6 protein-coding genes and 1 tRNA gene are annotated in these 16080 nt (G+C 69.8%); 2 read left to right on the top strand and 5 right to left on the bottom strand.

All coding sequences use genetic code 11. The features are described from left to right. Window positions 1–46: 46 nt before the first annotated feature. Window positions 47–122 (bottom strand) — tRNA-Lys (locus tag IRY44_RS06695). Window positions 123–185: 63 nt separating this feature from the next. Then, a complete protein-coding gene (locus IRY44_RS06690) occupies window positions 186–3251 on the bottom strand; it encodes a VWD domain-containing protein (protein WP_194799584.1) in 3066 nt (1021 codons plus the stop codon). A gap of 77 nt (window positions 3252–3328) precedes the next feature. Here IRY44_RS06690 and IRY44_RS06685 point away from each other — a divergent pair, with 77 nt between their 5' ends. Both IRY44_RS06685 and IRY44_RS06680 read left to right on the top strand, forming a co-directional pair. Continuing rightward, window positions 3329–4063 (top strand): trans-aconitate 2-methyltransferase, encoded by a 735-nt coding sequence (locus IRY44_RS06685; protein ID WP_194799583.1) that lies wholly within the window; start codon window positions 3329–3331, stop codon window positions 4061–4063. After that, window positions 4053–4562 carry an SRPBCC family protein gene (locus IRY44_RS06680; RefSeq protein WP_194799582.1) on the top strand — a complete coding sequence of 170 codons (510 nt, stop codon included), beginning with the start codon at window positions 4053–4055 and terminating at the stop codon, window positions 4560–4562. The genes IRY44_RS06685 and IRY44_RS06680 overlap by 11 nt, the downstream gene beginning before the upstream one ends. A gap of 608 nt (window positions 4563–5170) precedes the next feature. Here IRY44_RS06680 and IRY44_RS06675 read toward each other — a convergent pair. From IRY44_RS06675 to IRY44_RS06665, 3 genes are all read right to left on the bottom strand, one after another. After that, window positions 5171–5581, bottom strand: a complete 411-nt coding sequence (locus IRY44_RS06675) for a hypothetical protein (protein WP_194799581.1) — start codon at window positions 5579–5581, stop codon at window positions 5171–5173. An 88-nt stretch (window positions 5582–5669) separates the two neighbouring features. Beyond that, window positions 5670–12473, bottom strand: a complete 6804-nt coding sequence (locus IRY44_RS06670; RefSeq protein WP_228531616.1) for a polymorphic toxin-type HINT domain-containing protein — start codon at window positions 12471–12473, stop codon at window positions 5670–5672. Window positions 12474–12564: 91 nt separating this feature from the next. Continuing rightward, on the bottom strand, window positions 12565–16026 hold the full coding sequence (locus IRY44_RS06665; protein WP_194799831.1) for a LamG domain-containing protein: 3462 nt from the start codon (window positions 16024–16026) through the stop codon (window positions 12565–12567). Between the last annotated feature and the right edge of the window lie 54 nt (window positions 16027–16080).

Raw genomic sequence — 16080 nt, 5'->3', positions numbered from 1 at the left:
AAAGGCCCCGACCCGGTGCGTAACACCAGGTCAGAGCCTTGATCGTTGGTGCGCCGCCAGGGACTCGAACCCCGAACCCGCGGATTAAGAGTCCGCTGCTCTGCCAGTTGAGCTAGCGGCGCTCGCTGACAACGGGACGAGACGTTAGCACGCCCGCCGGCCACCCCCGAAAACCAGGGTCGGCCTCACCGCACCGCCAGCGTGACCTGCCCGGTCGCGGCCCCGGACGGGTCCACCACCAGGGTGTACGCCCCGGACGCCGGCACCACGGTCGGCCCGAGTTCACCGGCCCCGTTGATCACGCAGCCGCTGCCGACGGTGCTGCCGTCGGGCGCGCGCAGCGCCAGCACGCCGCACTGGTCCGGCAGATCGGAGGCGGTCGCACTCACCGTCACGGACGTGCCGGCCGCAGCGGTGAACCGGTAGCCGGTGATCGCGCCGGGCCGGTCCACGACGGCGACGACAGGCGGCCCGCCGACGGTGATCGTCGCCTCCCGGTCCCGGCTGGTGACCACCCGCAGCGTGGCCGTGCCGGTGCCGCGTTCGGTGGGGTCGACCACCACGGTGTACGTCCCGTCGGCGGGCAGCGGCGTGCCGTCGACCTCACCGACGCCGTTGATCACGCAGCCGCTGCGCAGCAGCCGCCCATCGGCGTCCCGTAGCTCCAGCGGGGAGCACTGGTCGGTGAGCGTGCTCGTCGGCACCTCCACGTAGACGCGCTCGCCGGCGCGCCCGGTGAACCGGTAACGCGCCCGCGCGCCGGGTTGTGCGACTGTCGCGGTGACCGCCGGGCCGTTCGGTTGCAGCGTCTCGTCGCTGTCCCGGGCCGTGTACACCCGCACGGCGGCGCGGCCGGTGTCACCTGGCGCGGCGACGACCCGCAGCGCGTACGTGCCGGTGGCGGTGAGGTCGACGCGGTCGACGTACCCAGTGCCCTTGATGTTGCATCCGCTGGCGATCTCCCGTCCGTCCGGTTCGGTGAGCACGTACGGCGAGCAGCGGTCCCCGATCCCCGGTGCGGTGGCATCGACGAAGACGGCGTCCCCGGCTCGCGCCGCGAACGTCAGCGGCGCGCCGCCGGGGGTGAGCGTGGCGGTGGCGACGGGTACGGCGGTGATCGGGGTGGCGGCCGGTGGGGCGACCCGTTCGGTGCTCGCGCCGGCCACGGCGAACTCGGGTCGGCCGCTGACCGCGACGTCGAAGACGCATTCGGTGAGCTGGGCGGGCGCGGTGACACCGGCCCAGCGGCAGACCTGTTCGGCCGCCGCGCGCCGGGCCGGGTCGAGGTCGCCGACGGTGATCTCCCGTTCCGGGAACGCGCGGTCGGTGAAGGTACCGGTGTCCTGCCCGTCGTCGTAGTGCAGCAGCGAACGGTCCCTGGTGATCCGCCAGCTGTCCGCGTACGCGGGATAGAGCTTCGCGAACGGCACCGGCTGGGCCAGCGCCGCCCCGGAGGCGGGCGCGATGTCGTCGGCCGGGTCGCCGTCGAAGTCGCCGAGCAGTCCGCGTACCTTTCCGGCCCTGGTCTCGGCGAGCCGGACCAGCACGCGGTAGCCGTAGCGGCCGATCTGGTCCACCGCCGCGGCGGACCCGTCCGGCCACGTCACGTCGTACCCGTCCGTGGGGCCGGTGTCCGACGGACGGCGGGTGAGGATGCCGCCGCCGACCAGGTCGGTGCGGTCCGGCAGCGCGGCCGGTGACGCGCCGTCGACGTGCACCCGGGTGCCGCCGTCGGTGAGGGTGAGCGCGACGCGGTGTGCGCCGACCCGGAACGCGACGGCCGAGTTGACCGAGGCGGTGCGCGTGCCGGCCATCGGGGCCTGCCGGACCTGCACCTCCAGCGGGTCGCCGCCGGTGGCTGCCACCAGCGTGAACTCGCCGACCGCCTGGAAGTCGTAGGCGACCCGGTCGAACGTGACCAGGTGCGGGTCGCCGTTGCTGCCGCCGCAGTCGACGCCGTCCTCGCAGAGCTTCACCGGCCCCTTCGGCGGCGGCGTCTTCTTGGCCGGCTTCTTGCACTCGTCGAGGTTCTTCGGCAGCGTCTTCCCGTCGTACTCGGTGCGCGGCGGCAGCCCCTTCGCCGCCCGGTAGCGGTTCTCCGCGAGCGTCGCCTTCACCTCAGCGGTACGGATGCCGGTGCCGCCGCACTCGCCCTGCGGCACCGCGTTGCGGGAGATGTCGTCGGCGTGGTTCAGCTCGTGGTACAGCGCGGCGCAGGGGTCGCGGGCCACCCCGTCGCCGTACGGGTCGGTGGAGGTCGGGTTCCACGTGACGGTCGAGGAGCCCTTGCCGTCGGCGCTGTCCGGCGTCTCGAACGCGCCGGAGCCACCAGTGGTCGGGATGATCCGCACCCGGGGACTCTTCTTGTCGCGCAGCCGGGGCAGCAGGCCGGACGGGTCGCCGCCGGGTAGCGCGAACCCGGCCAGGCAGCCGTCGACAGCCGCCTGGAAGTCGACGCCGCTGACCGGCACCCCGGCGGTCGGGTCGACGCCGTAGTCGGCCCGCGCCGGCCGGGCACCACCGCCGACGTACGCGCCGACGGCCACCAGCAGCACCAGGGCCACGGCGGCGGCTGTCGGCCGGCGTCGTCGGCGTACCAGCAGCACGACCAGCGCGACGACGAGCAGCGCTAGTGCTCCCCCGCCGACGAGCCAGAGCCAGCGCCGTCCGGTCCCGCCGTCGTCGGACACGGTGAACGTGGCGGTCCGCAGCGCAGTCGCGCCCGCGCACGGGTTCGTCGCGCCGGTGACCGGCAGCGTCACGTAGCCGGCGGTCACCTCGTACCGGCCGGGTGCGCCGACCGGCCAGAGCGTGTCCAGCCCACCGCCGTCCGGGGTGGCGGCCACCGAGCGGAGCACGACCTCGCCGTCGCGCAGCCGTACCCCGGTCAATCCCACGGCAGCGGTCGCTCCCGGCTCCACAGTGGTGAGCCCGGCGGTGGTGGCGGCGCCGATCCCGTCCTCGAAGAAGCTGCGGGCCAGCGTCGGCTCGACGTCGCGCCCGTCCCGGCGTACCCCCGTGATCTGCACGGTGCCGACGGGCCCGGTGGCGAGCGCGCACGCCGACCCGGTGGTGTTCGTGACGGTGAGATCGAGGCGGACCTGGTCCCCGGCGCGGTAGTCGGCCTGGCCGGGCCGCAGGGCCAGGCCGAGGCCGCCGTCGGCGGGCGCCGCGGCGCCGCTCGCCGCCCCGGTCGCCAGAGCGGTCACGAGTACGCCGAGCGCCGCCACCAGCCGCAGGGTCCACCTCATGGTGCGGACTGTAGAAGCGGGTGGGCCGGATTCCGCGCGGTCTGTCGGGGACCGGTCGGAGCCGTATCCTGCTGGTGATGAATGTCTTCGGTACGGTCGCCGACCTGTACGAGCGCGCCCGGCCCGGATATCCCCCGGAGATCGCCGAGTCGATAGTCGCCTACCACGGCGGCGCACCGGCCTCAGTCGTCGAGGTCGGCGCGGGCACCGGCAAGGGCACCGAGGTGCTGGCCCGCCTCGGCGCGCCACTGACCTGCGTGGAGCCCGACGCACTGATGGCGGCCCGGCTGGCCGAGCGGTTCCCGGAAGCGCGCATCGAGGCCACGACGTTCGAGCGGTGGTCGCCGCCCACCGGCGGGGTGGACGTGCTCGCCTGCGCGATGGCCTGGCACTGGCTGGACCCGGCCACCCGCAACGCCCTGGCCCGGCGCGCCCTGGCACCCGGCGGCACGCTCGCCGTCTTCGGGCACCGCTACGACTACGCCGACGCCGACCAGCAGGCCGCCGTCCGGGCCGCACTGCGATCCGTCGACCCCACCGTCCGGAAGCGGCCCGTCGACTGGTTCCATCGGGACATCCTCGACAGCGGGCAGTTCGACGACGTACGCCGCGAGGTGTTCCGGCGGGAGCTGCCGCTGGACAAGGAGCGGTACCTGGCGCTGATGCGCACGTTCGGGCCGTACCTGTCCCGCACACCGGAGCAGCAACGACGTGGGATCGCCGCCCTCGACCGGCTGGTCGACGACTTCGGCGGCACGGTCGTGCTCGACCTGCGGACCACGCTGGTGCTGGGGCGGGCCGATGCTGGGTGACCGGTGGGGTGTCTCCGACGACGAGACACGTCGCCGGTATCCGTGCGACGACGTCGTTCCCGCGCCCAACCTGCGGGCCTGGCGCGGGGTGAGCGTGGACGCGCCACCTTCCGCCGTGTGGCGGTGGGTCGCCCAGATCCGGCTCGCGCCGTACTCGTACGACTGGATCGACAACCTCGGCCGCCGCTCACCGCAACGGTTGGTGGACCTTCCCGAGCCGGTGGTGGGCGAGGCGTTCACGACTGCCGGCGGACGGCGTCGGGGCCGGATCCTCGCGGTCGAGCCGGGACACCACCTCACCGGCGAGATCATGGGCGCGGTTCTGTCGTACGTCCTGGTGCCCGACGCTGGGAACACCACCCGCCTGCTGCTCAAGGTGGTGATGCGGACGAACCCGGTGATCGCCCTCGGCGGATGCCTCGGCGACCTGGTGATGGCCCGCCGGCAGTTGCTGAACCTCAAGCGGCTCGCCGAGTCCGGCGACGGGTCGGCTCGCTGACCGTCGTGGCTAGCCTTTGAATCCGTTGACGACCGGCAAGGGTTCCCACCTACGTTACGCCGATGGCCGGGGTGGTGTTGGCCGCGGCAGTGTCGCATCGTCGATGGGCTTTCGCTCAGCCACGCGATAGAGCTCATTGATTGGCTGCGATTTCGTCCGTAGCCGCGACGGCGACGCGGGCGCGGTTAGCCGCGCTGATTACGCGGGCACGGCGGCGACCGAGGACGTCTACTCGGTCGCCGCCTGGTGTGCTGGTGGATGGATCTGTGCGGCCGGCGGCCCGATGAGGCGATCTACGGCTGGCGATGCGGCGGATGCGGCATATGACGGTAATGTCGGTCTGGGCTAGGGCTTCAAGGCGGCGTCGGTCGCCTGCCCTGGCATGGCCTTCAGCCAGCCAGTTGCCCTGACTGCCAGCTAGTAGTGTGCCCGCGTCTGACCGTGCTGCTGCGCCACCGCCGGGCCGACTGCCCATTCGGGGAGCACCGTATTCATCTGCACGCCGCTGAGCGTCCGACAGCAACCGGGGCGCGCGACTCCGCACTTCTGCACGAAGTACGGAGCCGGCACGCCCCGAAAACTGTCCGACTACGCGCTGAGTCGCAACATCACTGCCGCCCGGCCAGGATTACCGAAACCCCTCCAACTGGCTCATTGATGTCATCCGGAGAGCTGGTAAATAGTTCAACTCCGGTAGACGAGATTGCGTACGACGAGTCGCCGTCGAACTCAACCGGGATATCACCCTGAGCCAGCTCATCAAGCACAGCCCCGAGGGGCCTTCCGGTTAATTGGATTCCACCAAGCAACACCGCCGTTTCGCCTCCAATCTCTATGAAGACGAGGCGGTCCGACTCGTCGTAGGACAGCATGACCATTCCATCTTCATAGATGTCGGTCACCCCCGAGCCCGGCACTCGCTCGAAAGCCTTGTAGCTTCCGAGCCGCTCGCGGTGACTGGAACGACTCTCCCCGAACCGGGCACGATCAAGGCCGATCCCAGGCAGGACTTCCAACACTCTTGAACCCTCCGGCATGGTCGAACCCCCCTTCGTTCTCCTGCGCTGCGATCAGCATATTACCCGCGACCACACCACACTGAAGGCATTAACACGGACTGAGACATATCGGCAAGTTGCTAATCATCTCATGTATGGCGTCATCATACTTGGAGCCAAACTTGCTCTGAATATCGTCGACGTCCATCTTTATCGCCCCGGCCCAATCCCCAGCGTCAACCAACGCTTTCTGTCGTGCCCGGTAATGCTTCGCTGCAGTACCCGATCCCCAGCTTGCAGTCCGATAGTGGTCCGCAGTGTCCATCTGAATCGCGGGACCTCTGGCCGTGGATAGCGGGCTGATGCTATTTGCAGGCATGTGATTACGTTCGATGCCAGACCCTCGCGGCGCATTCAGGTCCCCATGCGGTCCGCCCCGATATGGACCACCAGCGACCGCACACGCGGCATTGTTAACGTTGTGAACAAGGACCGGCGTGACGCCGGCTACCACGTAATACGTGTGGATGTCGTCGATCGTGAGGTTGTGGACCTGCGCCGGTTCCGTCCACTGCCGGGTCGCGCTGATCTGCACATGGGTACCGGCCGAGGTATGTAGCCACTGACCGGCCCGCAGATCGGCGGCGTCGACCCACTCGTCCAAGCCGGGTACCCAGAATGGGTGGTTGTCGGTGGCAACCACGCGCGCCGTGGCATCGCCGCTGTCACCGTCGGGATCGATGGTGACCTCGACCAGGTTCTTGCTGCCCTGACCGATGATGGTCGCCACCACCGGCTTGATCGTCGTCTTGCCGGTCACCGGATCGGTCACCAACACCATGTCGCCGGTCTTGACGTCCTCGATCGGCTTGCGCGACCCGTCGGCCATCACCACCAACGTGCCGGGCACGAAGCTGTTCTTGCAGTTGATGAATGCCTTGGCGTTGTCGACCAGGTCGATGAGCAGGCCCTTGACCCGGCTGGTCAGGTTGGCGAGTTTCTTCCACTTCCATGGAGCGCCGTATCTGACGGCCAGCTTGCCCAGGGCACCGCCGATCGCCGCGCCCGCGACGTTGACTGCCGTGGCCAGGCAGCCGCCCATGTCGCCCTTGAGGAAGCAGTCCAGGGCATCGGTGATGCCCAACTCGTCCATCAGGATCTTCGCCAGGGCCTTGGCGGCGTTGAGCATCTTCGCCTTGGCCGCGGCGATCCGCCGCTGCCTTTCCTTCTCCGCCGCCGCCCGCGCGGCTGCGGCCCGCTCCTCCGCTGATGCCCGCGGGTTGTTGTGGACGTTGATCGTGGGCTCGTCCGGGTCGTACGCCCCCGAGCAACCACCGCACCCGTCGTTGTGGCCCTTGACCTTGTGGTAGTTGCCGTACATGTCCTCGTAGTCGGCGCCCGGACCGCAGGCGTCGTCGGAACAGGCCTTGAGGCCGTCCGGGTCGGAGAACGAGATCGGGTTGTTGTTGGCGTACGCGTACCCGTTCATCTGCTGCGGGTCGTTGACGTCGATGATCGGGTCGACCGAGATGAACCGGCCGGTGATCGTGTCGTACTCCCGCGCGCCGATGTTGACCAGGCCTGTCGTGGAATCGATGTTCCCGTTGACGAAGCCCTTCTCCGTCGGCCACTGACCGGGCGAGGCACCCCGGTTCTCGCCGTACGGGGTCATCCGCCGGTGCGTGACAGCGCCGCTCTGGTCCACGACTGCCTGGCCGGTGCCGTGATGGTCGTTCGCGACGTACCGGAGGCCGTCCACCTTGCGGACCAGGCTCGCCCCGCCCGGAAGCGAGTAGTACCGGGTGGCGTCGGTGGACCGGGTCTGGTGGTTCAGCCGGATCTCCATGCCCGGCAGGTAGAGCGTGGTCGAGGCCGGCTCCTTGCGGAGCATCCGGGAGCCGTCGACGTCATAGAGGAAGCTGGTCTTCTTGCCGGCTTCGGTGACCGACTCGAGGTTGCCCTCGGCGTCCCAGACCAGGGTCTGGTCCTCGCCGGTCCTCGTCCGCTTCTTCGTGTTGCCGGCCGCGTCGTACTCGTACGAGTACAGCCGGTCGCCCTGCGGAGTCTTCTCCGTCATCTGGCTCAGCGTGTGCGGCTGCGCCTGGCCCGCGGCCGGATAGGTGTAGCTGCGCTCGATGAGCGGAGTGCCGTTGGTCCCGTACTGGACCTCGGTCTTGCGGTTGCCCGTGACGTCGAAGGTGTAGGCGTGGTGGTACGGGGCCACGCCGCCCACCCCGGTGACCGAGGGCCCGCCGGCGCACGGGTCGGTCGCGGTGCTCGCCGACGTCCAGGCCCGCTCCATCCGGCGCAGGTAGTCGTACGTGAAGCACTGCGTGTCCTGCGTCCCGGACGGGTTGTTGGCGATCCGCAGGATGTTGCCGGACTGGTCGTAGGTGTAGCGGGCGTCGATGTCCACGACCGGGGCCGACTCGCGGTCCAGCCGTTGCCGGGTGAGCCGCTTGGAGCCCTGCTCGTACTCGTAGGTCGACCAGACCTTCCGGGTGCCCACCCGGGCCTCGGTCTGCAGGACCTCGCCGGTGCCGGCGTACTCGACGTCGGTCAGGTAAGGGGCGTCACCGGTCGCCGCGGTCAGTCGCTCAAGATCGTCGTAGGTGTAGGCGACAGTCTCGAACGGCAGCCCACCGCCGTCCGACATGCTCACCGACTGGACGCTGCCGTCCCGGTTGTACTCCGTGCCGAAGGTGTAGAAGCCGGCCAGTTCGGCACCGGCGTGCTCGGGCACGGAGTAGTAGGTGGCGTGCGGCCGGTAGAACTCGTCGTAGATCGAGAAGTACGTGGCGTACTCGTGCCCGTCGATCCAGCGGCTCGTCGAGGAGAGTTCGCCCAGCATCTCCAGGTCGTACGTCCAGCTGCTCAGCAGCTCGCCGGTGTCGGCGGCCCCCTTGTAGACGGCGATCTTGCGGCCGATCTCGTCGTACTTGGTGCTGATCGTCTGCTGGAGAACGTTCGTGGTGCTGGTGAGCCGGTCCAGGTCGTCGTAGCCGAACGTCGACGCGCCGGAGTCCGGGTCGGTCGACTTCGTCTTGCGGCCCAGCTGGTCGTACTCGTGGGTCCAGACGTTGCCCGCCGGGTCCTTGACCGTCTTCAACTGGCCGGCGTGCGTGTAGGTGTACTCGGTCTTGTCGAAGTCGCCCGTCGGCCCGCTGCCCTTGTACTGCCGCAGTTCGGTGGTCTTCCCGAGGGCGTTCGTGATCGAGGTCGTCGGGGTGCCGCCGGCCGGCGGATCGACCGAAACCCGGTCGCCGCCGTAGGTGGTCGTGGTGCGCCACTTCTCGTTGCCCGCGACCGCGAAGATCTCCGCCGTGACCCGGTCCGCGCCGTCGTAGACGTACAGCGTCTGGCCGTTGACGTCACCGTTGACGGCCGGGTAGATCACGTCGGTGGGCGTGCCCGCGACCGTGTACGTCGCGTACGTCTTCGCCATCTGGCCGGTGCCGGTGTAGAAGGTGTCGGCGACCGTACGGGTGCCGTCCGGGCCCTCCGACTGCACCTGGCGGGGCCGCAGCAGACCGTCGTGCAGCTTGTACTCGACGCTGTAGGAGCCGTCGTTCTGCCGCCGCTCGGTCTTGATGGCGACCGGCTTGTCGGTGCGGACCAGGTAGCTGTAGCGGATGCTCGGCTCCAGCCCGCTGGCGCCCGTCCGGTCCGGCATCCAGACCTTCGCCAACCGGCCCAGGGCGTCGTACTCCAGGACGCTCTTGAGGCCGTTCTGGTCCACCTGGCCGATCGGCACACCCCACGCCGGGGCGTAGTCGGTGGTGGTGACGAACTGCAGCGGGTTGGTCTCCTTGACCTTGGTGGTCAGGCCGTTGGTGTCCGTGTACACGGTCTTCGTGACCCGGCCCAGCGCGTCGACGGCGGTCAAGGGCCGGCCGTACGCGTCGAACGTGCCCTCCGACGCGCGGATGTAGGTGGCCGTCGTGCCGTTGTGGCTCTTCAGCCGCTCGGTCCGGGTCGGGTTGCCCAGCGTCGGCGCGACGCCGAACGCCTTGCCGTCGTAGAGCGTCCGGGTGTCGGAGATGACCTGCTTGCTGCGATCGGGGGTGGCCGAGCACGCCACCGACACCGACTCGACCCGCGACACCAGGCTGTACAGGTGGGCGGCCGCGTTGTCGGCGTACGTGGTCCGGCTGCAGGCCTCGTCGCCGGTGACCGCCACGTCACCCTCGTTCTCGGTCTCGGTCACCCGTCCGAAGCTGGTCTCGAAGGACGAGGTCTGCTTCGTCTCCCGCCACCCTCCGGCGGCCAGGGCGACCAGGCTCCGGGCGGTGGTGGTGTTGATGAACCAGGCCTTCTTGCTGCCCCAGCTGTGGGTCTCCGTCGCGGTGTTGTGCCGCCACGGGACGGCGATGCTCTTGCTGACCGCGTCGGCGCCGTCGTAGACCACGCTCTCCAGCTGGTGGCCGGAGAACTCGTTGTGGTCGGTGTGGCTCCCGCCGGTGGAGTCGGCGACGCTGACGGTACGAGTGCCGCCGTCCGGATCCTTGTCGCCGTGCATCCCTCGCAGGTAGCGGTACTCCGTCTTGGTCGTCTGGACCTGGCCGTCGCCGGCCGTGACGATCACGCGGCCGTAACCGCGCCAGTCGCTCCAGGTCAGGTCCTTCGGGTCGGAGATGCCGTCCGGGTCGGCGTGCCGCCAGGCCGCGCCGTCCAGGTACTGGTAGCGGGTCACCATGTCCGGCGCCCCGCCGGTGCGGTCGGTCTCGACGACCTGCTCGACCACGTACTTGTGGAACCAGTCGGTGATCGGGTCGCCGCTGCCGAGCGGGTTCCACTTCACCGGATAGCAGCGCCTGGTGCTGTTGCCCGGTGTGGGCAGCGTGCTCTTGGTGCAGTCCGGGCTGGCGTAGTTGACGTCGATCTGACCACCGGCGTCGGTCCACACGGTCGCCAGCCGGAAACGGACCAGCGGGGCGATGTTGTCGCCGTCGCGGTCGATCCGGTTGGGCAGTTGCAGACCGCCCAGTTCGACCGACGGCATGGCGATGTCGGCACCCGGCCCGTAGAGGCCGGTGTGGGTGATCTTGTGGAGCCAGAGGGTCCGCGAGCCGTCACCGTTGTCGGTGAGCAGGTGGTCGAGCTTCCAGTTGTCCACCGGCGTCCAGCCGGTGCCCTCGCGGATCTCGGTGGTGATGCCGGTCAGCCGGGCCCGGGTCCAGAACGTCGGGGTGATCTGGTCGAGCTTGCACTTGGTGTCCTTGGCGCAGTTCCGGTCGAACGGCACATCCGGCCAGTAGGGCGCGGTGGTGTTGTTCAGATCCTGCGGGTCGCAGTCGACGTTGCCGGACGGCAGGCACCGTTCCTTGGTCTCGAAGCGCACCCGGGCGGGGGCGTTGGTCGTGTAGACGGCCTCGTGCCGCTGGCCGTAGTCGACCCGCTTGAGCCAGCCGCCCCGGACGTACGGAACACCGTTGACGTCGGTCTTCTTGCCCCGGGCGTAGTAGTTGATCTCCTTCTCGTAGAAGTACGAGGTGACGTTGCCGTAGCGGTCCTTGACGTAGTCGAGGCTCCAACGCCACGCCTGGTCGCAGTACGCCGACGTGAACGTCGCGTTGTAGCAGGGCTCGCCCGAGTCGTCGCCGTAGATCGGCACGGTCCAGGCCGAGCCGGTCTCCTCCTTGCCGGAGGTCCAGCCGGGAAGCCGGTTCAGGCCGAAGTGGTACTGGGTGCCGTCGGTGGTGGTGACCCGCCAGTACTCGCCGTCGTTGTCACCGTTCACCGCGCCGGTGAGCCGCTCGACCTTCGAGCCGTCGTCGGTCCCGAACCGCCAGGTGTCACCGGTCTTGACCAGTTCCGTCGACTTGCCGTTGAGCAGGATGGTCGCGTTGTCGTACGCCCAGCACTGGTCGGCGTACTGGTCGTGCCCGTCGTCCGAGCAGGGCTTGTACCGGCGCTCGATGTGCCCGGGCTCGTAGTTGAAGCCCTCACCGATCCACGAACCCTGGTTGTTTGTCGTCGCGGTCCGGCCGTCGACCGACTGCGACGAGTAGGCAAGCGCGATCGGCGGCGCGCCGCCGCCCGGCACCGGCGGGCTCCGCAGCGGGTAGCTCCAGGAGAAGCCACCCGTGGAGGGGGCCACCGACCACTTCGACGACGGCGACAGCTTCGTCGCGCCGTAGTCGCCCTGCGAGGAGGAGTCGGTGGCGGTCATGGCGAAGAGCGCCCCGGTGCCCGCCTCGGCGGAGAGCGTCTCGGCGGCGCTGTCGTTCGTCGTCGGCAGCGGAACCGGGGCACACTGGGCCTTCTCCGGCGTGGTCAGCGCGCACTCGGGCAGGCGGACCAGCCGCAGCCGGGCGCCGAAGTCGCCACCGAACGCACCGGCGACCCCGCCGTAGCCGAGGTCGAGACGGACGTTCCCGGCAGCGGCCTGACCGTCGGCCCGGTTGAGCCGGACGATCGGGCCGTCGACCTTGGCCTTCTCCGAGGCCTTCCGGTCGAGCACCTCGATGCGTACCTTGCCGGGAGCGGAGGCCGGACCGGCCGAGTCCGCCGCGGCGGCCGCGGCGGCGGGCGCGGCCGACACCGCGACCGGCAGGCCGCCGATCTTGGCGCTGGCCGCCGGGGCCTTCCCGGCGGTGGACCGGGCCGACGCGGGCGCCGGCACGGTGATGTCCGCGGCGCCGGCGGCGGGCCAGGTGACCTTCGCCGGGGCGGTGGAGGCGGCAGCCACCGCCGGGTTGGCCGCCTTCGGTTTGGCCGGCAGCGGGTCGCGCTTGGGCAGGACCTTCGACGCGTCCGAGGTCGACGGACGGTTCGGCTTCGCCTCGGCCGAGGCGGGTGGGGTCGCGATCTGGATGAAGCCGGCGGCCATGACACCGGCCATCGCCCAGGAAACCGGTCGTACGGTGTGGCGGACGAACCCGCCGGACCGGACCAGGAGTCGGGAGAACATCACCCCTCCAGGGGTTGGGGGAGAATAACGGGGAAAGGTCTCGCGTGCCGGTGGGCCCGCCCGGGAGCGGGCGGACCCACCGCCTGTCACGTCAGAGCGAGAGTTGTTCGCGGACCTGGACGTTGAGCTTCTCGATCAGGACCTTGTCGGCCACGCCGTCGTAGACCCGGACGTCGTCGACGGCGCCGGACAGGTGCTCCTTGAAGGCGCCGTCGAGCCAGGCGCGGCCCAGCTGCACCCCACCGGTGGCGACGAACGGCGACACCAGCTGGATCGCCTCGGTGAAGGACCCGTTGACGTACAGGGCCATTTCGCGGGCGTAGCCGTTGTAGACGAGGGTCAGGTGGTCACCCTTGCCGACGAGCTTCGGCGCCTCATCCGTGGCCTTCGTGGTCCACTCCGGCGCCACCGTGTCGGTGCTCGCCATCGCCAGTTCCCACTGCCCGGCGTTGTTGCAGCGCACCACGACCGAACTGCCGTTGGTGCCCTTCTGCGAGAAGACGGTCATCGGGGTACCGGCACAGTTGCTGGTCAGCTTGACCCGGGCGCTGATCGAGAAACTGCCCGCCATGTCCGCGTTGGTCGACGTGCTGGCGTAGCTGTCCGCGTTGCCGGTCAGCGCGAGGTGACCACCGCCGAGCAGGGACAGGACCGGGTGCTTGAAGACCGTCGCACCGCTGCCCAGAGTGAGTCCCGCGCCACCGCGCTCCTCGGGACTGACCTTGTTGGTCTCCGCGTTCAACCGCCAGTACGCCTTGCGGCTCGGCGCCGTCTTCTGCAGGCCGGTGACCTCGTCGGCGATGATCAGCCGGTCGAAGACGGAGACGTCCGCCATCGCCCCTTCCCAGTTGTCGGCGTAACCGCTCTTGGTCAGCACACGGCCGATCTGGAGCGGACCGCGCGCCTTGGTCAGCGATCTGCGCTGGGCGATGCGCGGGGCGTTGTTCCCGACCTGGAGCGACATCTCCTTCTTCGGCCCGTCGAAGATGGCCGTCACGTACGTCCAACCCGTCGTGGCCGCCGCACCGTCGACCTGCCAGCGGCCCAGTGAGTTGACGTCGTTGACCGGCATCCGGAAGAACCAGGATCCGCCCTCGACGCCCAGCGCGAACCCTGGCTCACCGGTACCGTCCTGGCTGACCGCGACCTGCCGCCGGCCGGCATCGTCGACCTTGAACCAGCCGGTGACGGCGAAGCTCGCCGACGTGTCGGTCAGGACCGGCTTGCTGGTCGTGAGGTGGGCGTCGGCCGTCCCGTCGAACCGGGCCGCCGTGTCGGACGTCCCGCCCGGACCCTCGACCCCGAACGTGACGCCACTTCCCGCCGTCGCGTCGTTGTCACCGAGCCCGTCGCCGGCGCCGTCCTCGCCCGCGACCTCGCCGAGCGACCACTGGGCGGTCGGCGGTCGCTTGCCCACCCGGAACGTGCACGAGGCGATGCTGCTCGACCGACCGGCCCGGTCGACGGCCTGGACGTTGATCGTCCGCGGGCCCTCCTTGTCCGGGTACCAGTTCGGCAGGGTGACCGGTCCGCCGTCGGTCGTGGGCCGAAGCACGTTCACGCCCGGCGCCGGGTTGGTGTTGAAGCCGTACCGGTACTCCACCACGTCCGTGGCGGCGGAGTCGAAGACGAAGTTGCCTGGCACACCGATCGAACCCAGCCACTCGTCGCTCTCGATGCAGTTCGACGCGCTCGCCGTCCCGTTGTCGGCCGCGTCCTGCGGCAGGTACACCGCGGAGTCGACGTCGGGCGCGCTGGGGCTGGTCTTGTCGTAGAGGAACTGACAGACGTTGCGCGAGCCCTCACTGCTCCACGGACCCCAGCTGGTGTTGTCGCTGGCCCGTACCTCCCAGGAGATGGGGACGTTCTGCGCGATGTCACTCGGGACCGTGTACGAGAAGACCGATCCGCTGGCCTTCAGCGGAGTGGTGTACGAGCGCGTCTGCAACGCCCCGCCGGCCGGCGTCCAGGTCACCTTGAACTCGGCCTTGATCTGCTCGGTGTGGGCCGAGGAGTGGTCCGGGTCCCGCAGCACCGCGTTCAGCCGCGGCGGCACGTCCACGTAGGGGGCGCCGGAACCGTACACACACTGCCCGCCGGGAGACATGGTGAGTTCGTTGAGGTTGGCGATCACCGGCGCACGGTTGTAGCGGACCGAGAGGACGCCGTTGTCGCAGAACCGCTTGGTGTGCGTCGAGTCGCTCTCGCTGACCGACCGCAGGCCGAGGGTCACGTTGCTCCAGCCCTTGGTCACCGCCTGCTGCACCGCGGCCTTCGCGTTCCACTCCGTGTTCTGGTTGGTGGAGGTACAGGTGGCCTGCGTCTTGGTCGGTGAGCTGGTGGCGAGGTGCGTCGCTCCGGACCAGCCCGAGCCGCCGGGCTGGTTGCTCCAGTTGGTGGAGGAGGTGATCCCGGCCGGCATCAGGTAGAGCGCCGCCGCCCGGGCGGTCGAGTTGTAGACGTGTTGCAGGGTGACCCGGAAGGTGGCCTCCAGGATCGTCTTGCCCGAGTACGGCGTGGCGAGCCGGTAGAACAGGCGCTTGACCTTCGAGTTGTTGCAGGAGCTGGGGCAGAGGCCGATGCGTTCGTGCCGCTTGCCGTCGAACTTCCAGTACTCCTCGTTGGGGTAGCCGCTGTCCACCATCGCCCAGGCGCTGTTGGTGCTGCTCTGCCAGACCGGGTCGATGTACAGCGGGAACGAGGCCTCCGGATCGGTGAGCATGGACCGGTCCGGGGTGAGGGTGAGGGTGTTGTCCGAGTAGTCGAGGCCGACCGGAGCCACCTCCGACGTGTCGCCCGGCCCCTCGGCCGAGGCCGCGCCCGGGTCGGTGGACGAGGTGTCCAGCGACCGCGCCGCGGCCGCATCGCCCCCCTCCTGGCTTCCGCTGTCCCACATGGTCGGCGCATCCGCCTCCAGGACCGGGTTGCCGGTGACCGGGTCCAGGGCGACCACACCACCCTCGGCCGTCTCCTCGATGGTCAGGCCCACCGCGGCGACGCCGAGCCGGAGGTTCTGAAGTTCCGGCAGATCGGCCGCCTCCGGCGTCTTGACCACCAGTACGTGCGAGAAGCCCTCGACGGTGACGTTCGCGACCAGGTCGACATCCTGGAACACGTTCGGGTAGGTCGCCTTGCTCTCCTCGACCACGGGAGCGGGAAGCGGCCCGTGCGGCCAGGTCAGAGTCATGCTCTTCTGGTCCCGGGTGACCACCATCAGCGGCGCGGTGCCGCCCTGGGAGAGCTGCATGCCGAGCAGGGCGGCGGCCGGGCCGTAGGAGCCGTCGGGCTGAACCACCAGGGTGGAGTCGGCGGGCACCCAGGCGTCTCCCTGGGTGACCCGCACCGGCTGGGTGTGGCCGTTGGCGATGAGCGTGCCATCCGGCTGCGCGAAGACGTCGCGGTACTCCGTGCGGTGCGCCAGCACCTCGACCGGCTGGTTGAGCGCCCTGGCGGCCACCAGCGCCTCGGCCTCGGTGTCCCGGACGAGGTCCTCGGAGGCCGCGGCGGTACGCGGCGCCGGCTCCGGGGGCTGGACGAACACCGCTGTGGACATCAGGCCGGCGAGGCCGAGCGTGAGCCCGAGCGTGAACACCCGGCCCCGTTTTCT

Source organism: Micromonospora sp. ANENR4, from assembly GCF_015354395.1.
In the GTDB taxonomy this organism is placed as follows: Bacteria; Actinomycetota; Actinomycetes; order Mycobacteriales; family Micromonosporaceae; genus Micromonospora; species Micromonospora aurantiaca.
This window is presented reverse-complemented; position numbering and strand designations above follow the sequence as displayed.

Bases quoted from the DNA above. Each gene is read 5' to 3' on its own strand.
- IRY44_RS06680 (WP_194799582.1), top strand. From the start codon at position 4,053: ATGCTGGGTGACCGGTGGGGTGTCTCCGACGACGAGACACGTCGCCGG.
- IRY44_RS06685 (WP_194799583.1), top strand. From the start codon at position 3,329: ATGAATGTCTTCGGTACGGTCGCCGACCTGTACGAGCGCGCCCGGCCC.
- IRY44_RS06690 (WP_194799584.1), bottom strand. From the start codon at position 3,251: ATGAGGTGGACCCTGCGGCTGGTGGCGGCGCTCGGCGTACTCGTGACC.
- IRY44_RS06670 (WP_228531616.1), bottom strand. From the start codon at position 12,473: ATGTTCTCCCGACTCCTGGTCCGGTCCGGCGGGTTCGTCCGCCACACC.
- IRY44_RS06665 (WP_194799831.1), bottom strand. From the start codon at position 16,026: ATGTCCACAGCGGTGTTCGTCCAGCCCCCGGAGCCGGCGCCGCGTACC.